At 71.7% G+C, this 23,528-nt stretch carries 27 protein-coding genes and 4 pseudogenes; 14 read left to right on the top strand and 17 right to left on the bottom strand.

Going from position 1 to position 23,528, the window contains the following annotated elements; all coding sequences use genetic code 11:
- Together HK417_RS22205 and HK417_RS22210 are read right to left on the bottom strand one after the other, a co-directional pair.
- The coding region (locus HK417_RS22205) for a hypothetical protein (RefSeq protein WP_222272129.1) at window positions 1-280 on the bottom strand (280 nt) is incomplete at its 3' end.
- An 88-nt stretch (window positions 281-368) separates the two neighbouring features.
- Window positions 369-1,529: a hypothetical protein gene (locus HK417_RS22210; protein ID WP_222272131.1), complete on the bottom strand. Its 1,161-nt coding sequence runs from the start codon at window positions 1,527-1,529 to the stop codon at window positions 369-371.
- Between the two features lie 188 nt (window positions 1,530-1,717).
- On the opposite strand from HK417_RS22210, the gene HK417_RS22215 reads away from it, so the two are divergent.
- Window positions 1,718-1,816, top strand: coding sequence for a transposase (locus HK417_RS22215; RefSeq protein ID WP_222272203.1), 99 nt, complete (start codon window positions 1,718-1,720; stop codon window positions 1,814-1,816).
- 21 nt (window positions 1,817-1,837) lie between these two features.
- Here the strand turns inward: HK417_RS22215 and HK417_RS25850 are convergent.
- Window positions 1,838-2,264, bottom strand: a pseudogene (locus HK417_RS25850) (integrase core domain-containing protein); the annotation flags it as partial.
- 18 nt (window positions 2,265-2,282) lie between these two features.
- A pseudogene (locus HK417_RS27050) lies at window positions 2,283-2,855 on the bottom strand (DUF6338 family protein); the annotation flags it as partial.
- A 547-nt stretch (window positions 2,856-3,402) separates the two neighbouring features.
- On the opposite strand from HK417_RS27050, the gene HK417_RS22230 reads away from it, so the two are divergent.
- Window positions 3,403-3,648, top strand: coding sequence for a hypothetical protein (locus tag HK417_RS22230; protein WP_261327586.1), 246 nt, complete (start codon window positions 3,403-3,405; stop codon window positions 3,646-3,648).
- A 1,176-nt stretch (window positions 3,649-4,824) separates the two neighbouring features.
- Here the strand turns inward: HK417_RS22230 and HK417_RS22235 are convergent.
- The 9 genes from HK417_RS22235 to HK417_RS22275 all read right to left on the bottom strand — a co-directional run bounded on the left by HK417_RS22235 (window position 4,825) and on the right by HK417_RS22275 (window position 10,770).
- Complete coding sequence (locus tag HK417_RS22235; protein WP_222272137.1) at window positions 4,825-5,658, bottom strand: sulfite exporter TauE/SafE family protein; 834 nt, start codon at window positions 5,656-5,658, stop codon at window positions 4,825-4,827.
- A gap of 141 nt (window positions 5,659-5,799) precedes the next feature.
- A complete protein-coding gene (locus HK417_RS22240; protein ID WP_222272139.1) occupies window positions 5,800-6,213 on the bottom strand; it encodes an arsenate-mycothiol transferase ArsC in 414 nt (137 codons plus the stop codon).
- On the bottom strand, window positions 6,210-6,629 hold the full coding sequence (locus HK417_RS22245) for an arsenate reductase ArsC (protein WP_222272141.1): 420 nt from the start codon (window positions 6,627-6,629) through the stop codon (window positions 6,210-6,212). Before HK417_RS22245 ends, HK417_RS22240 begins: the two co-directional genes overlap by 4 nt.
- 29 nt (window positions 6,630-6,658) lie before the next feature.
- Window positions 6,659-7,102, bottom strand: a complete 444-nt coding sequence (locus HK417_RS22250) for an arsenate reductase/protein-tyrosine-phosphatase family protein (RefSeq protein ID WP_222272143.1) — start codon at window positions 7,100-7,102, stop codon at window positions 6,659-6,661.
- The gene (locus HK417_RS26635; RefSeq protein WP_222272152.1) at window positions 7,099-8,544 is read right to left on the bottom strand and encodes an FAD-dependent oxidoreductase; all 1,446 of its coding nucleotides are present in this window, start codon (window positions 8,542-8,544) and stop codon (window positions 7,099-7,101) included. The genes HK417_RS22250 and HK417_RS26635 overlap by 4 nt, the downstream gene beginning before the upstream one ends.
- The gene (locus tag HK417_RS22260) at window positions 8,541-9,230 is read right to left on the bottom strand and encodes an arsenate reductase ArsC (RefSeq protein WP_222272154.1); all 690 of its coding nucleotides are present in this window, start codon (window positions 9,228-9,230) and stop codon (window positions 8,541-8,543) included. The genes HK417_RS26635 and HK417_RS22260 overlap by 4 nt, the downstream gene beginning before the upstream one ends.
- Window positions 9,227-10,045 carry an aquaporin gene (locus tag HK417_RS22265; RefSeq protein WP_222272156.1) on the bottom strand — a complete coding sequence of 273 codons (819 nt, stop codon included), beginning with the start codon at window positions 10,043-10,045 and terminating at the stop codon, window positions 9,227-9,229. Before HK417_RS22265 ends, HK417_RS22260 begins: the two co-directional genes overlap by 4 nt.
- Entirely contained in the window at window positions 10,036-10,332 is a 297-nt protein-coding gene (locus HK417_RS22270; RefSeq protein WP_222272158.1) for an ArsR/SmtB family transcription factor, read from the bottom strand. Before HK417_RS22270 ends, HK417_RS22265 begins: the two co-directional genes overlap by 10 nt.
- An 84-nt stretch (window positions 10,333-10,416) precedes the next feature.
- A complete protein-coding gene (locus tag HK417_RS22275; protein WP_222272160.1) occupies window positions 10,417-10,770 on the bottom strand; it encodes an ArsR/SmtB family transcription factor in 354 nt (117 codons plus the stop codon).
- A 113-nt stretch (window positions 10,771-10,883) separates the two neighbouring features.
- Here HK417_RS22275 and HK417_RS22280 point away from each other — a divergent pair, with 113 nt between their 5' ends.
- Both HK417_RS22280 and HK417_RS22285 read left to right on the top strand, forming a co-directional pair.
- A complete protein-coding gene (locus tag HK417_RS22280; RefSeq protein WP_222272162.1) occupies window positions 10,884-11,369 on the top strand; it encodes an ArsI/CadI family heavy metal resistance metalloenzyme in 486 nt (161 codons plus the stop codon).
- 27 nt (window positions 11,370-11,396) lie between these two features.
- Entirely contained in the window at window positions 11,397-11,600 is a 204-nt protein-coding gene (locus HK417_RS22285; RefSeq protein ID WP_222272164.1) for a hypothetical protein, read from the top strand.
- A 9-nt stretch (window positions 11,601-11,609) separates the two neighbouring features.
- Here the strand turns inward: HK417_RS22285 and HK417_RS22290 are convergent.
- Window positions 11,610-12,062, bottom strand: a pseudogene (locus tag HK417_RS22290) (hypothetical protein); the annotation flags it as partial.
- A 267-nt stretch (window positions 12,063-12,329) separates the two neighbouring features.
- Between HK417_RS22290 and HK417_RS26640 the strand changes: the two are divergent.
- The 7 genes and pseudogenes from HK417_RS26640 to HK417_RS22320 all read left to right on the top strand — a co-directional run.
- Window positions 12,330-12,455 (top strand): annotated as a pseudogene (locus HK417_RS26640) (ROK family protein); the annotation flags it as partial.
- A gap of 110 nt (window positions 12,456-12,565) precedes the next feature.
- Window positions 12,566-13,003 carry an ROK family protein gene (locus HK417_RS25870; RefSeq protein WP_308123775.1) on the top strand — a complete coding sequence of 146 codons (438 nt, stop codon included), beginning with the start codon at window positions 12,566-12,568 and terminating at the stop codon, window positions 13,001-13,003.
- 78 nt (window positions 13,004-13,081) lie between these two features.
- On the top strand, window positions 13,082-14,530 hold the full coding sequence (locus tag HK417_RS22300; protein WP_222272166.1) for a sugar porter family MFS transporter: 1,449 nt from the start codon (window positions 13,082-13,084) through the stop codon (window positions 14,528-14,530).
- Window positions 14,531-14,637: 107 nt separating this feature from the next.
- The gene (locus HK417_RS22305) at window positions 14,638-15,105 is read left to right on the top strand and encodes a universal stress protein (RefSeq protein WP_222272168.1); all 468 of its coding nucleotides are present in this window, start codon (window positions 14,638-14,640) and stop codon (window positions 15,103-15,105) included.
- Window positions 15,106-15,451: 346 nt separating this feature from the next.
- A complete protein-coding gene (locus HK417_RS26250; protein WP_222272170.1) occupies window positions 15,452-15,832 on the top strand; it encodes a trehalose-phosphatase in 381 nt (126 codons plus the stop codon).
- A gap of 268 nt (window positions 15,833-16,100) precedes the next feature.
- Window positions 16,101-16,637: a peptidylprolyl isomerase gene (locus tag HK417_RS22315; protein WP_222272172.1), complete on the top strand. Its 537-nt coding sequence runs from the start codon at window positions 16,101-16,103 to the stop codon at window positions 16,635-16,637.
- 137 nt (window positions 16,638-16,774) lie between these two features.
- A complete protein-coding gene (locus HK417_RS22320; RefSeq protein ID WP_222272174.1) occupies window positions 16,775-17,518 on the top strand; it encodes a rhomboid family intramembrane serine protease in 744 nt (247 codons plus the stop codon).
- A 7-nt stretch (window positions 17,519-17,525) separates the two neighbouring features.
- Here the strand turns inward: HK417_RS22320 and HK417_RS22325 are convergent, their stop codons facing one another.
- Window positions 17,526-17,924 (bottom strand): PH domain-containing protein, encoded by a 399-nt coding sequence (locus tag HK417_RS22325; RefSeq protein ID WP_222272176.1) that lies wholly within the window; start codon window positions 17,922-17,924, stop codon window positions 17,526-17,528.
- A gap of 92 nt (window positions 17,925-18,016) precedes the next feature.
- Between HK417_RS22325 and HK417_RS22330 the strand changes: the two genes are divergently transcribed.
- Window positions 18,017-19,177, top strand: a complete 1,161-nt coding sequence (locus tag HK417_RS22330; protein ID WP_222272178.1) for a thiolase family protein — start codon at window positions 18,017-18,019, stop codon at window positions 19,175-19,177.
- Between the two features lie 567 nt (window positions 19,178-19,744).
- Here the strand turns inward: HK417_RS22330 and crgA are convergent.
- Window positions 19,745-20,017, bottom strand: a complete 273-nt coding sequence (gene crgA, locus HK417_RS22335; RefSeq protein ID WP_222272180.1) for a cell division protein CrgA — start codon at window positions 20,015-20,017, stop codon at window positions 19,745-19,747.
- Between the two features lie 158 nt (window positions 20,018-20,175).
- Between crgA and HK417_RS22340 the strand changes: the two genes are divergently transcribed.
- A complete protein-coding gene (locus tag HK417_RS22340; protein ID WP_222272182.1) occupies window positions 20,176-20,916 on the top strand; it encodes a DUF881 domain-containing protein in 741 nt (246 codons plus the stop codon).
- A gap of 50 nt (window positions 20,917-20,966) precedes the next feature.
- A complete protein-coding gene (locus HK417_RS22345) occupies window positions 20,967-21,638 on the top strand; it encodes an aminodeoxychorismate/anthranilate synthase component II (RefSeq protein WP_222272183.1) in 672 nt (223 codons plus the stop codon).
- Between the two features lie 75 nt (window positions 21,639-21,713).
- Here HK417_RS22345 and pknB read toward each other — a convergent pair whose 3' ends face one another.
- A complete protein-coding gene (pknB, locus tag HK417_RS22350) occupies window positions 21,714-23,492 on the bottom strand; it encodes a Stk1 family PASTA domain-containing Ser/Thr kinase (RefSeq protein WP_222272185.1) in 1,779 nt (592 codons plus the stop codon).
- Window positions 23,493-23,528: the final 36 nt, after the last annotated feature.

The following is a 23,528-nucleotide window of genomic DNA, read 5'->3' on the forward strand; positions in this document are numbered from 1 at the left end:
TCGCCTGGCGGAACGGACACGCCACCGACCCCAAGCTGCGCAAGGTCATCAAGCGGGCCTCAACCATCAAGCGGGCGAAAGTTGCCTGACCCGGCACTAGGGGCATCCCATGCTCGCCGAGTTGGCCCGCGGTCGCCTGTGCTCCAAGACCGGCCGGCTGACCGAGGCGCTGACCGGCCGGTTCGGCGAGCGTCACGCCCTTCTGCTGACGCAGATGCTGCATCGGGTGGATGTGATCACCGCCGACATCGCCACCGTGCAGGCTCGCATCGAGAGCCAACCCGGTGAACGGGCGGACGGTCGCTCGCCTAGCGGGTGCCGACCTCGACGGCTCCCCTGCCGAGAAGCCGAGGTGACCGACCTGTCGGTTACGGAGCGTCCAGTGGAGCGAAGCCAATTCCGGCGTGATCTTCGCCCCCGAACAGGGGGCCGTCGCTGCCGACCCAGAGTCCGCGTGAGGTGGCGAAGAGGACAATCGTGCCCTTGTCGCGGGACTTGGTCGGATTCCAGGCGAGAGCCTTCCCGGTGACCGGGTCGAGGGCGCCGATGCCGGGACGCTCGACCGCACCGGGACCGGCCGAGTCGTTGCCGTCGGGGTTGTCCAACCAGCGTTGATGTCCGCCGACGTACACCGCCGCCCCGGTGGCTGCGACGCTGTAGAGGCTGTCACCACCGGTCCAGTTGATCCAGGTGGGCTCGACCGTGCTGCTGACGTTCGCGGTCTCGAACCGGGCCGCCGCATCGCACAGCCCGTTGGTGCCGGTCGGCCCCCCGGTGGCGACGACCACGAAGTAGTTCCCGTCCGGAGAGAAGTCCACGCCTCGGGCACTGATCTGCTTGGTGGAGTCCGAGCAGTCCACGTCGAAGCGGGGAGCGTGCCAGGTGCTCAGCGTTGCGGTCGGACCGAGGTTCAGCATGAAGGCCCGTTCGCGGACCTCGCCATTGACCGTGGCGAAGTTGCCCGTGGCCACCAACCTGGTGCCGTCCGGCGAGACCGCCATGGACTTGACCCTGGTCTCGTCGGCCGGGTCGACCACCCCGGCGACCGTGATGGTGATGGATCCGGTGTCTGCGCCGGTCGTCGGGTCCAGCGCCATCACATGCTTCGAGAAGTTCCCCGCCGCGATGACAGCACCGTTGGCGAGCTTGATCTCGGACACCGTTCGCATGCCCGTCGGAGCGAAGGTGGGGTCGATCCGGTTGTTGGCCAGGTCGTACTTGACGATCCCCCGGCGGGTGATTCCGTTGACCATCGAGAAGGCACCCCCGATGTAGAGCGCATCGGCGGTTGCCTCGATCGCCGTGACCATCCCGTCGAACGACAGGTCGAAGGCTGAGACGGCCCCCGTCTCGCTGTCGAAGGCCACGAAGTTCTGCCTGGAGTACGTCGTCGTCCTGGCTGGGTCCTGCACCTGCGTGAACCGGCCACCGGCATAGATGGTGCTACCGACCTGCGCGAAGGCATACACGCTCAACGACGGTTCGTCGAGGACGATGTGCGGGGTGTTGTCAGCCGGGTTGTCGGACACCACTCGAGGCTGAGCCGACGAGGCCTGCGCTGGCACACTGCTCGATGTCACCAGCGCTACCGAGCCCAGCACGCATGCCGCTGCCTTCCTCGCGATCGTGACGCGTAAACGCCCGGGAATTCTCATGTCGGCCCTCGCTCACGACAGCGGAACGCCGCGGACCCTCGGTCTCGCCGCACTGCTCGGCCATCCTAGAGGCGATCCCCGGTATCGGGCCGGTCGCGGCGCAGGTGATCCTGGCCGAGATCGGCACCGATATGAGCCGGTTCCCCACACCTACGCACTGACCTCCTAGGTGTGCCCCGCCATCAGGTTGGTGCCAGGCGGCTGATCGGAGGGCGGCCCCCGCGTGCGCTGTGGTGACGGGGAGTGTTGTAGTGCTCGATCCAGGGCGCAAGGGCGGCGGTGCGGTCGTCGTTGCGGGTTGAAGCCTGCCGGTAGGCGGCCCACTCGGCGATCAGGGTGCTGTTGATGCGTTCCAGTTGCTGCTTTGCCACGGGCAGTGCGGGCGAATGCGCTCCTGTCGGGCTCCAATCGCTGCGCAAGCATTTCTGAGGGAATACCGGTAGGCCCAGGCGTTGTCGGTCATCACCCGCTCGATACGGGTGATGCCGTGGCCGGCGGAGTAGGTCGCGGCTCGGGCGAGGAAGCCGGCACTGGGTGCCCTTCTCGTCGGGCAGGATAGGCCAGCGGGGAGTGGTCGTCGATGAGCGAGTGGACGTAGTCGGAGCCGGTCGGCTCCGACTTGCTCAGACGCCACTCGTGCTCGATGTAAATATCCCGAGGCTCGGGATACTTCGACACGAAGGATTCCCCTCCATCGCTTATCCATCCTCCCACCCGGTAGCCATCTGACGTAAAGATGCGAACCCAGCAGCCGGCCATATTGGGCGCAGCCTTGTCCCATGCGTTAGGTGCTGGATGGTAGGTCGGCGCCATGTACAAGGGGGACCGTTCTCGCCTGCGATTCTGCGGCCAGCGGATCCGCAAGTGCGTCGAGAGCGCAAGGACTGCTGGTACGACCACAAGTAGCACAAGGGCCCAGAGCGCGACTCCGCGAATACCTTCGGCCAACCGCGCCGGGTCTACCTCAACTTGCCCGCTTGGCGCTAGTACGTATCTGCGAATGAGCGTCGGCCCGAAAGCGATTAGATACAGCAGGTCCAGGGCAGCGCTGATGGCTATCGCCCTGGCGAGTCGGACTCCGATCTCTTTGTCCTCGGGAACCGGCCCTACAAGCAGTCGGCGTACGGCTGCAAACACCAGTCCAGGGATGACAAGGGCCACTAACGCAAGGACTTGCACAACAGTGCTTGGCACGAGCATGCCCAATACTGCGCCGAGAGGCGATCCCGTGCATCAGCGGCGCGCCGACCCCCCCCCCCCGCTGACCCACGTCGCCAAAGGGGTACGGCGGGCTCCCCGTCGTCAGGGCTGACGCCGCTCTGCCAGTCTGACGTAACCAGCACCCTCGAACTGCTTATCAAAGCCGAAGATGTCCTTTGTAACGAATTTGTCGGCTACTTTCACCCGCACAGTTAGTGAGGCTGACACCTGTCGGAACTGTGCGAAATACCTCAACGGCATCGCCACGAGTCGCATCACTCGGCGGAACCACAGCAACCGCTGAGGACTCCAGCACCGCCTGAAGGGTGCCAGCGGCGTCCTTGTGGGGCTGGGATACACATCACCACGATGCCAGCGCGCCCGAAGCTGACGACTGTCCCTGAGGCCGCCCTCAGGGACGAACGTTGCCGGACGTGGCAATAGGGCGGCGGCTTGATGCCGGGCCCGCCCGAACGTGTGACGGCGCATGCGCCACGGCTGGCCGCACGGCTTCCGTCGGTGGCACCCTGTAGACAGGTGGTTGTGGATGGACGTGTGGATGAAGGACGGAGGGGTGACTATGTCGATCGCAGAGAGCAGCGCGAAAGTCGAGGTCAGCGAACTCACCCCTGAGGAAGCCGCCGCCGCCTTCGACCGAATCGCCCGCACCGCCTTGGACCTGAGCGGCGAAGAGTTCCTCGCGGCCCTCGACGAGGGCAAGTACGACGACGTCGACCCCGATGCCAACCCGGGGCTGCTCGACGTGCTCATGGCACTCCCCCTCGTACGCTGACGCCCCGTGCCGGGAGCGACGCCGTACCAAGCGGTGGAAGCGTTCCTGGTACCTCTCGAACGAGCGGTGGCCTGCCTCGGCACGGGCAAGATCCTCGCCTCACCCGGCGGTCGCGCGACCACGGACAAGACCCACGTCTGGAGCCTGAACGGCGGAGACGGCCTCGTACTGCGCGGTGACGCGGCCGGCTGCCGGTTCCTGGCGTCCATGCACTACCGGATCATCCCCACCGACCCCGAGAAGTACGACATGCAGGAGGGGCGTTGGCGGGTCAGCACGTCGGCCTACCTGTACGAGTTCCGGACGCCGGACAAGGCGAAGCTGTGGGCGATGCACTGGCACCCGGCCGGCAGGAGCCACGCCACCTTTCCGCACCTCCACCTGTACACCGTCCGCCCCGCCGGGCACTTCGCCAACGCCGCGACAGACCCTCGAGTCGGCGGTGCAGTGGTGCATCGAGATGGGCGCGGAGCCGCAGAACGCCCGATGGCGCACCGTGCTCGCCGAAGTCGGAGGGAATCCACCAGCTGTACCAATCTTGGTCCGAGGACCCGTCACCGCCGGCGGGTGGCCGGTGACGCCGGGCACTCCCGCGGCGAGGCAGGATGCGGGCGGTCGGCCGGAACCGACCCCGCTTCCCCACAACCAGCTCCCCTCCGACTGCGCAGCGCCGGGGGAAGGGTGGGCCGCAGGCCCATCCCGCAGGGACGCGCAGCGCCCTTCCGGCGGCCGGCGCAGTCGGAGAGACTCCCGAAGGTGTGGGGGCGGGTGCTGTCATCAGGGGAACTGTTCGAGGCGACTTCTGCGGCGGCCCCAGTCCGCACAAAGTCCGCAGATGGTCCGCGAAACGCTCAGAAACGGCCAACACCGCCCGACAGGGATCAACGGTAAATGCGCTGGTCAACCGCCGATTTCAGTCACAGCCCACTGCGCCAAACCACCCCTCGGTCGATTTTGCAAGGCGGGGGTTAGGGGTTCGATTCCCCTCGTCTCCACGAGGCTGACCTGCGGATTCACCATCGCCGGGGCGGTGAGGGCTGAGGAGTCCCAGTGCTCGGACCGATCCAGCTGTCAGTCCTCGGACACGGGCGATGGCGTTGACGCACTTCTGCCGTCTGGGCGGTCGAGGCACTCCCGCTCGGCCCGCCGCTCGGCTGCAGCGCGGTCAAGGAGGGGTCAAGCGTGCCGCCAGACCTTGACGGCGGAGACGAGCAGGAGCGCGACGACCAGCGGCACCAGCACGGTCTCGGACACGGTGCCCAGCAGCAGGCCTCCGGCTATCGAGCCGGCCACGGAGCCGGCGACCATCGTGAGGACGAAGCCGGCGTGCTGCCGAAGCACCCCGAAGGCCTGGTCCCGGCTGTAGCGCAGGAACGCCACCACCATCGTCGGCAGCGAGACCAGGAGGGAGAGGCTACCCGCGAGCTTGACGTCGACCGCGTACAGCACGGTGATGGTCGGGATGAGCAGCTCGCCGCCGGCCACACCCATGACTGCGGCGACCACGCCGATGCCGAAGCCGGCGACCACGCCGAGCAGGGCCTGCGGAACACCGGGCAGCGCCAGCTGCGGCATCGCCTCGAGGTGGTGGGCGGCGAAGACCGCGGCGATGCCGAGGAGCAGCACGCCGAGGACCCGGTAGAGCGTCGCAGCTCGCATCCGCGTCGCCCAGGCCGCGCCGAGCCACGCACCGGGCAGGCTGCCGAGCAGCAGGCTGATCGCGACGAACCAGTGCCCAGCCACCTCGGCGGGCGGAACGGCCAGCAGCCGGGAGGGTAAGGCGACGAGGACGACGACCAGACTCATGGCCTTGTTGACGATGACGGCCTGCAGCGCGACGAACCCGAAGAGCCCTAACAGCAACGGAAGCCGGAACTCCGCGCCCCCGAGTCCGACCAGGCCGCCGAGCAACCCGACCGCGGCGCCGGCTGCGAAGGCGAGCCACCGCTGTCTGGTGGTGGACCGCCCGGCCAGCTCAGTACGAGGCACGATCTCGTCCCCGGCAGTCACGCTGGCACGGTAACCGGAGCCATTCGAGCGGTGGCTTCTTACGACTGTTGCCGGACTACCTACAGTCACAAGTTGGTGGATGCAGGTAGAGCTCCATCCCGCGGAACTGGAGGACGACTGGAGGAACGGCCATCACCACCGTCAGCCAGCGGCGACGTCCTGGGCCAGCGTGGCGACGCGGCGAGCGATGTCGTCGCGGACAAGGCGCATACGCTCGATGCCGTCGATGCCTCGCTCGGAGGGTTCGTCGGTGATCCACTTCTCGAAGCGCGTGCCGTCGACGGGGTCGACGTGCGCCTCGCTGCCGAGGGTGACCACGACGTCAGCGGCCCGGACCATGTCGGCTGTGATGGCGCTCGGGTGCTCCCCGGTGATGTCGACGCCGATCTCGGCCAGCGACTCAAGGGAGAGTTCGTTGAGAGCTGCGCCGACCTGAGTGCCGGCTGATGAGACGACGACGGCGTCGCCGGCCAGCTGCTTCATAAGGCCAGCGGCCATCTGGGACTTGCCGGCGTTCTTGACGCAGACGAACAGGACCTTGGGCCGGTCGCTCATCGGCTGGCGGCCGACTCGCTCCGCAGCTCGGCGAGCAGGCCGCGGATGCGGGTCTCGATCTCGTCGCGAATGGGCCGGACGGACTCCACGCCTTTGCCGGCGGGGTCCTCCAGCGCCCAGTCCAGGTAGCGCTTGCCGGGAAAGATCGGGCAGGCGTCGCCGCAGCCCATGGTGATGACGACGTCGGAACCTTCGACGGCCTCGGTGGTGAGGACCTTCGGGGTCTGGTCGGTGATGTCGATGCCGACCTCGGCCATGGCCTCGACGGCGGCGGGGTTGACCTGGTCGGCGGGAATGGATCCGGCGGAGCGGACCTCGACGGCGTCGTCCGCGAGGTGGCGCAGCCAGCCGGCGGCCATCTGGGAGCGGCCGGCGTTGTGGACGCAGACGAACAGGACGCTGGGCTTGTCGGACACGGAGGACCTCTCGGGTGGGGCGGGGGGAGTCACGCGGGGGCTACGTCAGGATGCAACTCGGTGAGCAGGGCGCGGACGCGCTGGTCGATGGCGTCCCGGAGCGGCCGGATGCCGTCGGTGTCCCAGCCGGCCGGGTCGGGCAGCGTCCACGTCTCGTAGCGCACGCCGGCGACGCGGGGCAGGTCCAGACCGGGCTTCATCGCGACGACGACGTCGGCAGCAGCCACTCGAGCCGCGGTGACGGCCGTGGGCCGGTGCGCCGAGTCGTCGATCCCGAGTTCGGCGAGGGTGGCGATGGTGGACGCGCTCGGACCCGCATCCGGTGTGGTGCCGGCCGAGTCCACCTCGATGCGGTCGCCGGCGTGATGCCGGGCCAGCGCGGCGGCCAGGGCGGAGCGGCCCGCGTTGTGCGCGCAGACGAACAGCACCCGCGGCTGTGGACCGGGGTGTTTCGACCTGGGGCTCGCGGTCATGCCGCCGACGACGCGCTGTCGGCGTCCGTCATCGGCCGGCCGGGCGCGTGCTGCGCCACCCAAACCTGCGCGGCCATCTGTACGGCGTCCCACGGAGAGCCCAGCGGCGGGGTGTAGGAGAGGTCCAGGGTGAGCAGGTCGGCGACGGTCATGCCGTGGAACAGCGCGGTCGCGAGGATGTCGACCCGCTTGGCGGTCTCGGTGCCGCGGCGGCCGATGAGCTGGGCACCCAGCAGGCGGCCGGTGTCGGCGTCCCCGGTGACCCGAATCGTGATCGACTGAGCCCCCGGGTAGTAGGCCTTGTGGTCGTTGGCGACCGTGGTCGATGAGACGGGCCGGTAGCCGGCCGCGACTGCTTCGTGCTCGCGCAGTCCGGTGCGAGCCGCGACGACGTCGAAGACCTTCACGACCTGGGTACCGAGGCTCCCGGCGTACCGAGCGGTGCCGCCGACGGCGTTCTCGCCCGCGACCCGGCCCTGCTTGTGTGCGGTGGTGCCCAGCGGCAGGTAGGTGACGCCGGCCAGGCGGTGGCGGGTGACCACGCAGTCTCCGGCGGCCCAGACGCCCGGGAGCCCGGTGGCCATGTCCTCGCCGACGATCACCGCGCCGCGGGGACCGGTGGTCGCGCCGGCGGCCACGAGGAGGGCGGCGTCGGGGCGGACGCCGACGTTGATGAGCACCACGTCGACGTCCCAGCCGACCGGTTCGCCGGCAGGTCCTGTGCCGGTCACGTGCAGCCGAGCGCCATCGCTGTCGCGGGCGTCGGTGCGGGCGACCGCGGTCACGGCGGCGCCACAGTGCACCTGGACGCCCCTGTCGGTGAGCTCGGCCCGGACGAGCGCGCCGAGTTCGACGTCGACGGTGGGCAGGACCTCGGGCAGCATCTCCACCTGGTGCACCGTCAGGCCGCGGGTGGTCAGTGCTTCGGCCATCTCGAGGCCGATGTAGCCGGCACCGACGATCAGCGCCGACCGGACACCGGACCGCTCCAGCGACCCGGTCAGCGCGAAGGTGTCGTCCATCGTGTGCAGCAGGTGTACCCCGTCGGCCGGGCCGAGGGTCGACAGCCCGTCGATGGGCGGGCGTACGGGGACGGCGCCGGTGCCGACGACCAGCCGGTCGTAGTCCAGCGTCTCGGTGGCGCCGTCGGCGGTCCGGATCGCGATCCGGTGGCCGCCTACGTCGATGCTGGTGACCCGGGTGTCCAGGCGCAGCTGCAGGGCGGTGGCCTCCAGCTCGGCCAGGGTGCGGTGGGCGAGGTTGCGCCAGTCGCCGACCTCGCCCGAGACGAAATAGGGGATGCCGCAGATGCTGAAGTTCGGATAGGCGTCGGCAACGATCAGCGTCACCTCGGCCGAGGGGTCCACCTCGCGGGCGCGCAGCCCGGCGGAGATGCCCGCGTCGGATCCGCCGACGATGACGAGCCGCGTGCCCGTGCTCACCGGGCCGCGGGCTGTGCCGCCGGCGACATCGGCGCCGGCAGGTCCAGGCCGGGCAGCAGGGACACGATGAGCTCACGGACCCGGGCGTCGAGATCGGCGCGGATGGCGGCGACCTGCGACGCGGTGGCGCCAGCAGGGTCGGCGACCGGCCAGTCCTCGTAGCGGCGGCCCGGGACGACGGGGCACTCATCGCCGCAGCCGAGGGTGACCACCACGTCGGCGGCCGACAGCACGTCGTGGGTCAGCGGCTTGGGGAACTCCTGCTCCAGCGACAGGCCGATCTCGGTCATCGCCGTCCGCACCTCGGGATGGATGGCCTCAGCCGGGTCGGAACCGGCGGTGTACACGTGGATGGACTGCCCCGCGTAGGAGCGCAGCAACGCTGCCGACATCTGGCTGCGGCCGGCGTTGTGCACGCAGACGAAGAGCACCGCGGGCGCCCGGTGGGCGTGCTTGCCCTCGGCCAGCGCCCGGGCGTCGAGCCGCTCGCCGGCGAAACGGCCGGCAAGGACCGGCAGGAAGGTCGTGACCTTGGCGGTGGCGACGAGCTTGTCGTAGCTGTCCCGGTACACCTCCTCCACCTGTGTCCGGGGGAAGCGGTCGGCGTAGTCGTGGACGAGGTCTTCGACGATCCGGTTGACCTGCTGGTCGGCGATGGCCTGCTCGGCCGGCGTGTGCGCAGTCATGGTCGCACTTCTTCCTGGGCCCGTTCGGGCACGGGGCGAGGGCCGGTGCTGGCGAAGCCGGCACCAGTGGATCCCGGCGCAGGAGCGCCGGTCGTGGGAGGGGCGCCGGTGCCGTCGTGCGGCACCACGGCTGCGTCGGCGTCCTCGGCGATCCCCGGGTAGAGCACCAGGACCGCGCCGACGGCAGCCGCCGCTCCGATCAGTTGCGTGAGCACGAACATCGGCACCGAGGACGGCGCGATCCCGGCGAAGGTGTCCGACAGCGTCCGCGCGACGTCGATCATCGGGTTGGCGAACGACGTGCTGGAACTCCAGAAGTAGGCCGCGGTGATGTAGGCGCCCACGGCGAACGGCGCCATCGCCCCACGGCCGGCCCGGACGAGCCCGAAGATCAGCACGACCAGCCCGAAGGTGGCCAGCGCCTCCGACAACCACAGACCGCCGGAAGAGCGCTCGTGGGTGGAGACGTTCACCGCGGGCAGGTCGAACATCAGGTTGGCCGCGATCGCACCGAGCGCGCCACCGGCCAGCTGCGCGGGGAGGTAGACGGCGACCTGCCTCGTCGACACGCCGCCGAAGAACCGGTCGGCGAGCGTGACCACGGGGTTGAAGTGGCCGCCGGACACCGGGCCGAAGGCGAGGATCAGCGCGACCAGCCCGGCGCCGGTGACCAGCGCGTTCTCCAGCAGCTGCAGCCCGGTGTCGTCCGGCGACAGCCGCGAGGCGGCGATGCCGGAGCCGATGACGACGGCGACCAGTCCGGCGGAGCCGAGGAACTCGGCGAGCGCCTGGCGGGCCAGCAGGGTCAGTCGCACGGCCGCTTCACCGCCAGCGCGAGGCGGGAGCGCGAGGCCAGCGCGGCGTAGTGCGCCGACACCGCCTCGAGGACCTCCGGGCGCAGCCGGTAATAGGTGTAGCGGCCGGCCGGCTCGGCCTCCACGGCTCCGACGGAGCGGAGCAGTCGCAGGTGGTTGCTGAGGTTGGAGCTGGTTGCGCCAGTCTCGGCGACCAGGTGGCAGACGCATAGCTGCTCAACGGTGAGCAGCTCCACGATCCGCGCCCGGGTGGGATCGGCCAGCGCCCGGAGCAACTCGTCAGTCACCGGTGATGTCAGCACGCGCTGATCAAACGTGGCCGGCCTCTACCGGTCAAGCAAACAGTCGATGAACGGAGCGCCCGGGCAGGGTCAGTTGGTGGCGAGTGCGCCCCGCAGCGACTCGAGCGCCGCCGGGACTACCGCGTACCAGACGTTGCGTCCCCGCCGCTCGCTCACGCAGATCCCCGCGGCGACCAGTCGGGTCAGGTGGTGGGAGACCGTGGGCTGGCTCTTGCCGACCGGCTCGACGAGATCGCATGCACATACGGCGCCGCCGGCATTCGAAAGCAGCGACACCAGGCGCAGCCGCACCGGGTCGGCGAGCATCGCGAACTGGTGAGCCAACGTCGCGGCCTCGGTCTCGGTGAGCACCGCGGCGCTCAGTGGCGCGCAGCAGGCGACGACGTCGGGCTGCTCGAGCACCGGCTGTTCGCGCACGCTCATCGGACGTCTCCTCAACATTCGTATTGACAACGGTCGATATCCGATCCAGTCTAGGTCACATCGACGTGTGTCAATATAGGCCAGCTCTTCAGATGACGCCCAGGAGGCATCCCATGTCCCGCATCCAGCTCGCCCTGAACGTCGACCACCTCGAGTCCGCGGTCACCTTCTACAGCAAGCTGCTCGGCGCCGAGCCGGCCAAGCGCAAGCCCGGCTACGCGAACTTCGCCATCGCCGAGCCGCCGCTGAAGCTGGTGCTGCTGGAGAACCCCGGCAAGGGCGGCAGCCTCAACCACCTGGGCGTCGAGGTCGACTCCACCGACGAGGTGCACGCCGAGATCGCCCGCCTGTCCGGTGAGGGGCTGTTCACCGACGAGGAGATGGGCACCACCTGTTGCTTCGCCACCCAGGACAAGGTGTGGGTCACCGGCCCGGGCGGAGAGCGCTGGGAGGTCTACACCGTGCTGGCCGACAGCGAGACCTTCGGCATCAGCCCGAAGGCCCTCGTCGACGCCGGGCAGGCGCCTGCCGGCGGGGTCTGCTGCGGAACCGCCTCCACGGGGGCCGACCAGCCCGCGACCGCGGCCGCCTGCTGCTGACCAGCAGACACACACGAGGAGAACATCATGATCACGCCAGAGGTCGCCCAGATGGTCGCCGCTGACCGCGCTGCCCAGCTCCAGCGGGCCGCGGCGTCCGCCCGGCTCGCCGCGATCGCCCGCTGCTGCCGGCCCAGCCACTGGGCGCAAGCGGCCAGCCGGGTCGTCCGGGCCATGAGCAGGCTGCAGCGCGAACGGGTTCCGGCCGGCGTCTGCTGCGCCGGCGCATGAACCACGGTCTTCGGTGGTGTTGATGTGCTTGCCGCGGAACATCACCTCGGGGCGTTCCCGCAGGCCGGCCCGCTCCGCGAGGGCGGCGAGCAGGCGCACGGTCTCCCCGGTGAGCCGGTTCTTCGAGCCTTCCGCTCCGGGGTCTCGGCGATCCTCATGCCGGCCTCCTAGCCGTGCTGCCCACCTCGCCGGGATGGCGACGGCGAGGGCTACGGGCGCCACGCTCGACGACGCCCGAGAGTCTTGCGACCAGAGGACCCCGGCGATGTCCGGACACCGCCGACCCGGCAGGTCGCGGGAGCGGCGGTGGGGTGGAGCCGACCGGGGGAGCCCGATACGATCCTCTCGCCCGGTGAGATCCAGATCACACGCCGCTGAGCAGCCGGTGGCGTACCCCTTGTGGCCAGAGAGCTCCGCAACCCGACCGCGCACCTCGACGACGGGCCGGTCGCGCCGGCGCACCCAGCACCATGCGCGAGGGGAGCAGGCAGATGTTCGTCGTGATCGGTGAGGCCTGGCTCGACCTGTTCGGCCAGCGGGGGAGTCGGAGGCTCGTCGCCCACCCCGGGGGCAGTCCGGCCAACGTCGCACTCGAACTCGGGTGAGACCGTGAGGCTGACGACCGGCGTCGATATCGGCGGGACCAAGCTCGCGGCCGGCGTGGTCGACGAGCAGGGGGACATCGTCGACGTCGTGGAGGAGCTACGGGCCTCGCACGAGGTGGAGGCCGTGGGCATCGGCACGGCCGGTTTCGTCGACGCCGCCCGCTCCACCGTGGTCTTCGCACCCAACCTCGCCTGGCGGGACGAGCCCCTGCGCGCCGCGATCGAGGCCCGGTGCGGCCTGCCTGTCGTGGTGGAGAACGACGCCGATGCCGCGGCCTGGGCGGAGGCCCGGTTCGGCGCCGGCCGGGGCCGGGGTACCTCGTCATCCTCACCCTGGGCAGCGGGCTGGGCGGCGGCCTGGTGGTCGACGGTGAGCTCTACCGCGGCCGGCTCGGGATCGCCGCCGAGTTCGGGCACATGGTGGTTGAGCCGGGGGGACGGCGTTGCGGCTGCGGGGAGCGCGGCTGCTGGGAGCGCTACGCGAGCGGAACGGCGCTTGTCCGTGAGGCCCAGGAGCTTGCCTCCGTCTCACCCGCCATCGCGGGCCGGCTGCTGGAGCTGGCCGGTGGCCAGCCGGAGGCGATCACCGGGCTGGCGGTCACCGAGGCGGCCCAGGACGGCGACGAGGCGGCGCTGGAGGCGTTCCGCGTGGTCGGGACCTGGCTCGGGCACGGCATGGCCAGTCACCGCGCGTGCCTACGGGAAGGACGTGCCGAGCGTCCGGCTCGCCGAGCTGGGTCCGGAGGCCGGGATCGTCGGTGCCGCCGACCTCGCGCGGCACCGGTGACCGGCAGATGAACAGCGCTCGGCCGGTTCAACCGGACGGCCGGGCGGCGCAGGGCAGGGAGTGACCGGGTACGGGCGGAGGGGGATCGGATGAGCGAGCACGGTTCGTTCAGCGAGCAGGCGTCCATCTACGACGAGACCGACACCGGGAGCGGCCGAAGTGCCGTGCGGATCGCGTCGGTGGCCGCACTCGGTGGCTTCCTCTTCGGTTACGACAGCGCGGTGATCAACGGCGCCGTCTCCGCCGTGGAGGACAGGTTCGACGCCGACCCGGTCTCACTCGGCTTCGCCGTGGCCTCGGCGCTGCTGGGCGCCGCGGCCGGCGCGCTGACGGCCGGGAAGTTCGCCGACCGCTTCGGCCGGCTGTTCACGATGAAGGTCGCCGCGGTGCTGTTCTTCATCAGCGCGCTGGTCGCCGGCCTCGCGCCCAACCTGGTCGTCCTGGTCATCGGCAGGATCGTCGGCGGCGTCGGGGTCGGCGTCGCATCCGTCATCGCCCCGGCGTACATCGCGGAAGTCGCCCCGGCCCGGATTCGAGGTCGGCTGGGTTCGCTGCAGCAGCTCGCCATCGTCACCGGCATCTTCCTCTCCCTGCTGGTCGACTTCCTGTTCGCCAGGGCTGCGGGCGGGTCGCGGGGGGAGTTCTGGTTCGGCCTGGAGGCCTGGCGGTGGATGTTCCTCGCCATGGCGATCCCCGCCGTTGTGTACGGCCTGCTGACGCTGACCATCCCCGAGTCGCCGCGGTACCTCATCGCGACCCACCGGATTCCCGAGGCGCGGAGAATCCTCAGCACCCTGCTTGGCGAGCGCGGCCTCGACATCAAGATCAACCGTATCCGGGAGACGATGGAGCGGGACAAGCCGCCGTCGTGGGCCGACCTGCGCGCCCCGCGGGGCGGTCTCTTGCCGATCGTCTGGGTGGGCCTGGGCCTGTCGGTCTTCCAGCAGTTCGTCGGGATCAACGTCATCTTCTACTACTCGAACGTCCTGTGGGAGGCCGTCGGCTTCAGCGAGAACGACTCGTTCGTCATCACGGTCATCACGTCCGTGGTGAACATCGCGACCACGCTCATCGCCATCGCCAGCGTCGACCGCTTCGGCCGCCGGCCGCTGCTGCTGATCGGCTCGGTGGGGATGGCGGTCACGCTGGGCACGCTGGCGGTCATCTTCGGCACCGCACCCCTGAACGAGGCCGGCGCGCCGGTGCTGTCGGAGGTCACCGGGCCGATCGCTCTCGTCGCGGCGAACCTGTTCGTCGTCGCGTTCGGCATGTCGTGGGGGCCGGTGGTGTGGGTGCTGCTGGGGGAGGCGTTCCCCAACCGGATCCGTGCCGCGGCGCTCGCCTTCGCCGCGGGCGGGCAGTGGGTGGCCAACTGGTTGATCACCGTGACCTTCCCGGCGCTCAGTGACGTCTCCCTGGCCCTGGCGTACGGCATCTACACCGTCTTCGCGGTGCTGTCCCTCGTCTTCGTGCTGCGCTGGGTGCGCGAGACCAAGGGCAAGGAGCTGGAGGAGATGCAAACCGGGACCACAGTGTGAGCGAGCGGGCGGCACGGTGACGGCCGTGCCGGACCCGCTGTCCCACGAGGCTTCCCGTCGGCTCCGCACTGGAGTCGGCGGGCCGATCGAGACCGGAGGTCGGTCACATGCGCAGCGTCCTCGTCGTCGCCAACCAGACCATCGGCGGCGCAGAACTAAGGAGAGAGCTCCAGCAGCGCGTCGCGGCGGGGCAGTGTTCGTTCTACGTGGTGGTCCCGAACACCGCTGCCAGGCACTACCACGTCGTCCCCGCGGCCGGGGGTTTCGTCCCCATGCCGACCATGGCCACCAGCTACGGCGCTCCGGCGACGGACGAAGAGGCCACGGAGGAGGCACGGGCCCGGCTGGCCGACGTGCTGGCCGAGCTCGCTGAGCTGGGCGCCCAGGCCGAGGGGCACCTGGGGAGCGCGAACCCGGTCGAGGCCGTGGAGGAAGCACTCCGCGAGCGCGAGTTCGACGAGGTGGTCGTGGCGACCCTGCCCAGGCGTGTGTCGCGCTGGCTGGGCTCGGACGTGCCCAACCAGATCGAGCGCCGCTCCGGGCTGCCGGTCACGACCGTCGTGAGCCGGGGTTGACCGTGGACGCCGGAGCGCGGGCTCCGACGTAATGTTCCCCGACCATCCGTCGACCCAGGCTCTCCCGAGCCCGATCCGGCGCACCCGGGACCTGACCTCGTCGTCGGTCCCGGACGCCCGGGCGATCCCTTCGTGCCCCGTGACGGGTCGGGTCCCCCACCTCGTCCGCGCACTCCGGTCGCACGTCCCGACCGAGCGTGTCCGGGGGACACGCGCATCGGCGCTACCTGTCCGCCGTACCGCGGCCTGCAGGGTCGCACCCGAGCCAGGAAGACTCTCATGGCCACGGGTGGCGGCGAGACCGACCGTCGCCGCCGCTACGGCGGCCCTGGCTGATTCGCCTGCCGTGCGCGAGAGCGGGGCCTGGCTGGAGAATGAGAGCTACTCGGCAGCCGTCCACACGCGCCGTGTCCCCGACCGGGCCGTCCGCCAGATCGCAGAAGAACAAGGGCTGGAGCTCATCCCGGGCAAGATGGTCCGGGAACTGCGACCGGCGGTGCCCAGCGACGAGGGCGACGGCGTACACCGGGTCGTCGGGGAGTCCGGCGCACGGGCCGTCGTGGTGGTCGGTGACGACCTCGGCGACCTGCCCGCGTTTGCGGCGGTGCCGCAGCTCGTGACCGAGGGACACGACGGGCTGCGAGTGGCCGTGCGGTCGGAGGAAGCGCCGCCCGACCTCCTCGCCGCCGCTGCCGCGAGGAGGCATACCGGTACGCCGCCGAGATGAACGGCGTCGACCCGACGGCACACGCGTGGACCGGAAGGTCGGGCCGGGGTTCCTCGAGTCCTTCCTCGCCGCCGAGTCGCCGATGGGCGGTGCCGGTGCCGGCGCGGTGCGGGCGAGCCCGGCCGCAGCATCGTGTGCACGGGCGCCCCGCTGGTGCTCGCCTATCACGGGGAGCTCTCGGCCGCCTGCACCCGCTGAGGCACCGGCGGACCGCCACTGACTGCCACCCCTGGACCGCCGCCGGGCGGTCAGTGGGAGAGTGGTGCCCGTGACCGACCAGACCTCCGCTGCCCGGCGTGCCGTCCTGCACACCAACCACGGCGACATCACGATCGACCTGTTCCCCGACCACGCGCCCAAGACGGTCGCGAACTTCGCGGACCTCGCCGAGGGCCGCCGCGAGTGGACCCACCCCTCGACCGGCGCGAAGAGCACCGACCCGCTCTACGACGGGACGATCTTCCACCGGGTCATCAGCGGTTTCATGATCCAGGGTGGCGACCCGCTGGGGCAGGGCTTCGGCGGTCCGGGCTACCAGTTCGGCGACGAGTTCCACCCCGAGCTGGCCTTCAACAAGCCCTACCTGCTGGCCATGGCCAACGCCGGCCCGGGCACCAACGGCTCCCAGTTCTTCATCACCGTCGCGAACACCCCGCACCTCAACCGCCGGCACACGATCTTCGGTGAGGTCGCCGACGAGGAGAGCCGCCGGGTCGTCGACGCCATCGCCGCCGTCCGCACCGCCCGCGGCGACAAGCCGGTCGAGGACGTCGTCATCGAGTCCGTCGAGGTGCAGCGCAGCTGACTCCGCCCGACGTCCCCGGGGGTGCCGGCGCGGGTGAACCGCGGCCGGCGCCCCCGGCGCCCACCTGCTACCGGCACCCGGACCGGCCCACCGGCGTCCGTTGCGTGCGCTGCGGCCGGCCCATCTGCCCGGACTGCATGAACCCCGCCGCGGTCGGCTTCCAGTGCCCGGACGACGTCCGGGCCGGGAACGCCGGGGTGCGCCGGCCCAGCCGCCGGGCCGCGGTCCGCCGTGCCGGACGCCGCTGGGGGCCGGTCACGCTGTCCCTCATCGGGCTCAACGTGGCCCTGTTCCTGCTCACCGCGGCACTCGCCGCGCTGGGCGGCCGCACGCCGCTGGACAACTGGTCCTCCCGGCTGTTCCAGGAGCTGGCGCAGGTCCCGGCCTTCGTCGACGCGGGCCAGTGGTGGCGGCCGCTGACGGCGGCCTTCCTCCACTACGGGATCCTGCACCTGGCGCTGAACATGCTGGCCCTGCTGGTCTTCGGCTCCGAGCTCGAGCGGGCGCTCGGCCGGGCCCGCTTCCTGACCGTGTACCTCGTGTCGGTGCTGGGCGGCGCGGCGTCGGTGCAGCTGTTCGAGGTGCCGTTCGGCCAGGTGGCCGGCGCCTCCACGGCGATCTACGGGCTGATGGGCGCGCTCGGTGTCGTGCTCGTCCACCGGCGGCAGGAGCTGCGCGGGCTGCTGACCCTGCTCGGGGTGAACCTGCTGATCAGCTTCCTGCCGGGGGTCTCCCTGGCCGGGCACGTGGGCGGCCTGGTGGCCGGCGCCGCGGCGACCGGCGTCCTGGTCGCCGCCCGGCGGCAGCGCGCGCTGGCCATCGCCGGCACGGCCGCGCTCTCCGTCGTCCTGCTCGTCCTGGTCTACGCCGGGCTCGGCTGACCCGCGGTCAGCCGGCGCCGGCCGCCTGCAGGGCCTCGGCCACGACGCCGGGGTCCTGACCCAGGTCGCGCCGGCCGAGGACGACGAGGACGGCGTCGTCGCGGGTGTCCTCCAGCTCCAGCGTCCGGGACCGCACACCCCAGCGCCGCTGCTCGCGCAGCCGGGCCCGCAGCGCGGGCCAGGGGATCGTCCGTGCCCCACCCAGCGCCCGCACCGTGACGCCGGCGGCGTCGGCGCGCACGCGCGGCCGCAGGACGGCGTCCTGGGCGGCCAGGCCGAACGCCACCAGGGCGGCCGCGCCGAGCAGCACCCGGCCCAGCGGGTCGACCAGGAGGACGGCGAGGGCGAGCGCCAGCCCGACGACGGCCGTCGCGACCGTCTCGCCCACCCGGGGGGACCACTGCACCGCGTCAGCTTCCCAGCAGGTGGGCACCGCCTAGCATCGCGGGCACCGGAGCGGTGCTCCGGTGCGGGTCAGCGTCGACACGAGGAGAGCCCATGCGTGATGCCGTCATCTGCGCCGCCGTCCGCACCCCGGTGGGCCGGCGCGGGGGAGGGCTGGCCGGCGTGCACCCCGCCGACCTCTCCGCCACCGTCCTCAGCGCGCTGGCCGAGCGCACGGGCATCGACCCGGCGGTCGTCGACGACGTGTTCTGGGGCTGCGTGAGCCAGGTCGGCGAGCAGACCAGCAACATCGGCCGGGTGGCCGTGCTGGCGGCCGGCTGGCCGGAGTCGGTGCCCGGCACCACGATCGACCGGCAGTGCGGCTCGTCCCAGCAGGCGGTGGCCTTCGCCGCGGCGGCCGTGGGAAGCGGCCAGGCCGACGTGGTGGTGGCCGGCGGGGTGGAGTCGATGAGCCGGGTCCCGATGGGCTCCTCCGTCGGCGACGGCTCGGCCGGGCGCCCGTTGGGCCCGGCCTTCCTCGCCCGCTACGACGGCGTGGAGCCGCACCAGGGCACCGGGGCGGAGATGCTCGCGGCGAGGTGGGGGCTCAGCCGCACGCAGCTCGACGAGTACGCGCTGCGCTCGCACGACCGGGCCGCCAAGGCGCAGGCCGACGGCGCCTTCGACGCGCAACTGGTCCCGGTGCGGACGCCGGAGGGCACGGTCGTGACCGCCGACGAGGGGATCCGCGTCGGCAGCACGCTCGAGACGCTCGCGGCGCTGCGGACCCCCTTCCAGGCCGACGGGGTGGTGAGCGCCGGCAACGCCAGCCAGATCTCCGACGGCGCCGCGGCGCTGCTGGTGACCACCTCCGAGCGTGCGCGAGAGCTCGGCCTGCACCCGCTGGTGCGGGTGCACACGACCGTGGTGACCGGCGACGACCCGGTGGTGATGCTGACCGCGCCGATCCCGGCCACCCGCAAGCTGCTCGACCGCGCCGGGGTGCCGCTGACGGAGATCGGCGCCTTCGAGGTGAACGAGGCCTTCGCGTCGGTGCCGCTCGCCTGGCAGCAGGAGATCGGCGTCCCCGACGAGGCGCTCAACCCGCTCGGCGGGGCGATCGCGCTGGGGCACCCGCTGGGCGCCTCCGGTGCCCGGCTGATGACCACGCTGGTGCACCACATGCACGCGACCGGCACCCGGTACGGCCTGCAGACGATGTGCGAGGGCGGCGGCACGGCGAACGCGACGCTGCTGGAGCTGGTCCCCCGCTGACGCCGGACCGGTCCGTCCTCCGTCCACAGCCCTCGTCCACCCGGGCGGGGGCTGTGGCTTTCCCCAGGCCGTGCACCGGCGCCGGCGGGGGCCGATGACCGGGTCGGGATGTCGACAACACGCCCAGGAACGGCCCGTCACGCTCGCTGTTTGCGCCGACGGGAAAGGGGTAGTAGGGCCCGCCGCCGGTCCTCGGCCCGGTGGTCCGTCCACTTTTTCCCACAGGTGTGTACACAGCTGGGGACGGACTTCCACGGATGTAGTTACCCCACTGCCGTTCCTGCACCACCCGTCACATCCTGGGTGATTTTCCAGGTCAGCTAGGTGTGGGGGAGCGGGCGGACTCCACATGTCGTGGACAACCCGGTGGACGGGCGATCCGGGGACCTGTGGACGGCCTCCGCCACTGTGCACAGACCGGCGCGAGCCGGATCGGTCGCCGGGGTGCGGGTTGTGGACAGGCGCCGAGTCGACTCCTGCGGTGGGCCGTCGCCCGCTCCACGGGGTCCAGGAACGACGACGGCCCCCGTCCCCAGGGGGACGAGGGCCGTCGGGTGGCCGGCGCGGTCAGCGCCAGCGCATCGACATGATCAGACCAATCACCATCGCGCCGAAGCCGACCAGGAAGTTCCAGGGCCCGAGGGTGGTCAGGAACGCGATCCGGTCGCCGGCCACGTAGAACACCACGATCCACAGCAGGCCGAGGAGCATGAGCGCGACCATGACCGGCGCGTACCAGCGCGGGCTGGGCTCCGCGGCACGGGCCCGGGCCGCGCTGGAGGGGAGCACGCCCTCCGGCGGCGTGTACACCGACTTCTTGCGCACCTTGGACTTCGGCACCTGCGGACTCCCTCCCGGGCCGGGGGCCTGTCGCCTCCGGCGTGTACTGCCTCCAGCCTAAGCTGCGGAGGGGACAGGACCGGTTCGGCCGGCGGCGTGCCTCCCCCGCCCGGGGCCCGCCGTCCCCCGCCGGACCCCGGCAGGCAGGAGGACGGAGCATGGCCCCGCCGCGGCGCCTCACCGTGTGGACGGCGCTCGTGCCCGTGGTGGCCCTGGCCGCCGGCCTGCTCTTCGCCACCTCCGGGCAGACCGCCCAGGGCACGGACCTGCGGGCCGGGGAGAGCTCCCAGCTGTCCACGCTCATCGACCAGCGCGAGCTGGCCGTGGCCCGGCAGCAGGCCGAGCTGGCCCGGCTGCAGCAGCAGATCGACCAGCTGACCGACGCGGCCGCGTCCCGGAACGGCCAGGTGGCCGAGGTCCAGGCGCAGGCCGGCACCGGGCTGACCGCGGCCGGGCTGACCCCGCTCACCGGCACCGGGGTCGAGGTGGTCCTGGACGACGCGCCCCGGCAGCCCGGCGGCGGCCTGCCCAGCGGCGCGACCGGGGACGACGTGGTGATCCACCAGTCCGACGTCCAGGGCGTGGTGAACGCGCTGTGGGCGGCGGGGGCCGAGGGCGTGGCCATCATGGGCCGGCGGCTGACCGCCACCAGCGCCGTCCGCTGCGTGGGCAACACGCTCCTGCTGCAGGGGCGCACGTACTCGCCGCCGTTCGTGGTGACGGCCATCGGCGACCCGCGGCAGATGCGCCAGCAGCTGGCCGCCTCCCCGGACGTGCGGCTGCTCGCCCAGGCCGCCGACGAGTACGGGCTCACCTACGAGGTCGCCGACGAGTCGCGGGTGGAGCTGCCGGCCTACGAGGGCACCACTGCCATGCAGTACGCCGCGGCCGTCCGATAGCGGAGGGGGCCGGACTGCCGGGGACGGTGCCCGGCGTGTACACCTGGAGCGTGCGAACCGACAGGGAGCCGGCGGCTCGACCGGTGCTGGTCGTCGACAACTTCGACAGCTTCGTCTACAACCTCGTCCAGTACCTGGGGCAGCTCGGCGTGCCGAGCGTGGTCCGGCGCAACGACGCGGTCACCGTCGCCGAGCTGGCCGACCTCGACGTGGCCGGCGTTCTGCTGTCCCCGGGCCCGGGCACCCCGACCGACGCCGGCGTGACCGTGCCGATGGTGCGGGCCGCCGCCGACGCCGGGCTGCCGGTGCTCGGCGTGTGCCTGGGGCACCAGGCGATCGCGGAGGCATTCGGCGGCGTCGTCGGCCGCGCGCCGGAGCTGCTGCACGGCAAGACCAGCCAGGTCGTGCACGACGGCGTGGGCGTGCTCGCCGGCCTGCCCTCCCCGTTCACCGCGACCCGCTACCACTCGCTGGCGGTCGAGGCCGACAGCGTGCCCGCCGAGCTCCAGGTCACCGGCCGGACGCCGTCGGGCATCGTGATGGCGCTGCGCCACCGGGAGCTGCCCATCGAGGGGGTGCAGTTCCACCCCGAGTCGGTGCTCACCGAGGGCGGGCACCAGCTGCTGGCCAACTGGCTCACCGCGTGCGGCCTGGCGCCCGAGCCGGCCGTGGTCGAGGCGGCCGCCGCCACCGTCCGGCGGCTCACCGTGGCCACCGTCTAGGGCCGCTGAGCCGCCTCCGGACGCGAGAAGGGCCCCTCCCCGCCGGGGAGGGGCCCTTCTCGCGTCCAGCGACCGTCAGCCGGTCGGGCTGGGGGCCGTCGGCGGCGCGGTGGCGGACGGCTCGCTCGTGGTCGGCTCGCTCGGCGTCGGCGTCGGCTCGCCGGGCACCGGGACGGCGACCAGCAGGGTGACCTCGTCACCGGCGGCCACCGACGAGCCGGCCCCCGGCTCGGTGCCCACCACGGTGCCCTGGGTGACGTCGTCCCGCTCCACCTGCTGGGTGACGATGAGCCCGTTGTCCAGCCCGGCGGCGATCAGCTCCTGGCGGGCGGCGGCCTCGGCGAGACCGCCGACGTCCGGCAGGGAGATCGTGCCGGTGGAGATGCCCAGCCGGAAGGCGGCGTCCGGCGCGGCGGCCGTCCCCTCGTCGGGATCGATCGAGACGACGGCGCCCTCGGGCTCCAGCGAGTCGACCTGGTCGGTGCTGGTGCTGCCGGTGAAGCCCGCGGTCTCGAGCTGGTCGATCGCCTCGTCCTGCTCCAGGCCGATCACGTTCGGGACGGTCAGGGTGTTCGGGCCCGACCCGATGACCAGCGTCACCGGGGTCTGCTCGTCGACCTGGACGCCGGCCGCCGGGTCGGAGCTCAGGACCAGCCCCCGCTCGGCCTCGGTGCTCGTCTCCTGCGACACCGTGCCCACGACCAGCCCGGCGCCGGTGAGCGCGGCCCGGGCGTCCGCCTCGCTCTCCCCGACCACCGCCGGGACGGCGACCTGCGCCATCTCCGGGGGCACGTCGCCGTCCTGGGCCAGCGCCAGGGCCACGCCGACGATCGCGGCGATCAGCACGACGGCACCGACGACCAGGGCGATCAACCGGTTCCGCTTCTTCTTCCGGGCGTCCTCGTCGTCCTCGCCGTCCCAGGCCTGGTCGGCGTACCGGGTGGCGGGGAAGGCGGCGCCGCCGATGACCGTGGTCTTCTCGGCGTCGCTCATCACCGGCGTCGCCTCGACCCGCTGGCCGGCGAGGGCGCGCAGCAGGTCGGCGCGCATGTCGGCGGCGGACTGGTAGCGGTTGGCCGGGTTCTTGCTCATCGCCTTGAGCAGGATGGCGTCCAGCGCCGGGGGGATGGCCGGGTTCAGCGAGGACGGCGTCTTCGGGTCCTCGCGGACGTGCTGGTAGGCGACGGCGACCGGGGAGTCGCCGGTGAACGGCGGGGTGCCGGTGACCAGCTCGTAGAGCAGGCAGCCGGCGGAGTAGACGTCGGAGCGCGCATCGACGCTCTCCCCGCGGGCCTGCTCAGGGGACAGGTACTGGGCGGTGCCGATCACCGCGGCCGTGGAGGTCATCGTCGCGGCCGAGTCGGAGACGGCGCGGGCGATGCCGAAGTCCATCACCTTGACGGTCCCCTGGGGCGTGATCATCACGTTCCCCGGCTTCACGTCGCGGTGCACGATGCCGTTGCGGTGGCTGAAGTCCAGGGCCGCGCAGATGTCCGCGGTCAGCTCCATGGCGCGCTCCGCGGACAGCCGCCCCTGGCGGCGCAGCACGTCGCGGAGGGTCTCGCCCTCCACGTACTCCATGACGATGTACGGGGTGGCGCCGCTGGCGTTCCGGTCCTCGCCCGTGTCGTAGACGGCCACGATGGCCGGGTGGTTCAGCGAGGCGGCCGCCTGGGCCTCCCGGCGGAACCGCACCTGGGACGACGGGTCGCGGGCCAGGTCCTGGCGCAGCACCTTGACCGCGACCTCGCGGCCCAACCGCAGGTCCCGGCCGAGGTGCACCTCTGCCATGCCACCGCGGCCGAGCACCCCACCGATCTCGTAGCGCTCGCCGAGCACCTGCGGGCTGGTCATCGGGGGTCCTCTCGGGCGGTGCGGTACAGCTGGGCC

The sequence above is a fragment of the Modestobacter marinus genome (assembly GCF_019799945.1).
Classification (GTDB): domain Bacteria; phylum Actinomycetota; class Actinomycetes; order Mycobacteriales; family Geodermatophilaceae; genus Modestobacter; species Modestobacter marinus_B.

Coding starts and splice junctions, on each gene's coding strand:
- HK417_RS22320 (WP_222272174.1), top strand. CDS start 16,775: ATGAACCCCGCCGCGGTCGGCTTCCAGTGCCCGGACGACGTCCGGGCC.
- HK417_RS22300 (WP_222272166.1), top strand. CDS start 13,082: ATGAGCGAGCACGGTTCGTTCAGCGAGCAGGCGTCCATCTACGACGAG.
- HK417_RS22275 (WP_222272160.1), bottom strand. CDS start 10,770: ATGAGCGTGCGCGAACAGCCGGTGCTCGAGCAGCCCGACGTCGTCGCC.
- HK417_RS22230 (WP_261327586.1), top strand. CDS start 3,403: ATGGACGTGTGGATGAAGGACGGAGGGGTGACTATGTCGATCGCAGAG.
- HK417_RS22240 (WP_222272139.1), bottom strand. CDS start 6,213: ATGAGCGACCGGCCCAAGGTCCTGTTCGTCTGCGTCAAGAACGCCGGC.
- HK417_RS22330 (WP_222272178.1), top strand. CDS start 18,017: ATGCGTGATGCCGTCATCTGCGCCGCCGTCCGCACCCCGGTGGGCCGG.
- HK417_RS22340 (WP_222272182.1), top strand. CDS start 20,176: ATGGCCCCGCCGCGGCGCCTCACCGTGTGGACGGCGCTCGTGCCCGTG.
- HK417_RS22285 (WP_222272164.1), top strand. CDS start 11,397: ATGATCACGCCAGAGGTCGCCCAGATGGTCGCCGCTGACCGCGCTGCC.
- HK417_RS22260 (WP_222272154.1), bottom strand. CDS start 9,230: ATGACTGCGCACACGCCGGCCGAGCAGGCCATCGCCGACCAGCAGGTC.
- pknB (WP_222272185.1), bottom strand. CDS start 23,492: ATGACCAGCCCGCAGGTGCTCGGCGAGCGCTACGAGATCGGTGGGGTG.
- HK417_RS22280 (WP_222272162.1), top strand. CDS start 10,884: ATGTCCCGCATCCAGCTCGCCCTGAACGTCGACCACCTCGAGTCCGCG.
- HK417_RS22250 (WP_222272143.1), bottom strand. CDS start 7,102: ATGACCGCGAGCCCCAGGTCGAAACACCCCGGTCCACAGCCGCGGGTG.
- HK417_RS22305 (WP_222272168.1), top strand. CDS start 14,638: ATGCGCAGCGTCCTCGTCGTCGCCAACCAGACCATCGGCGGCGCAGAA.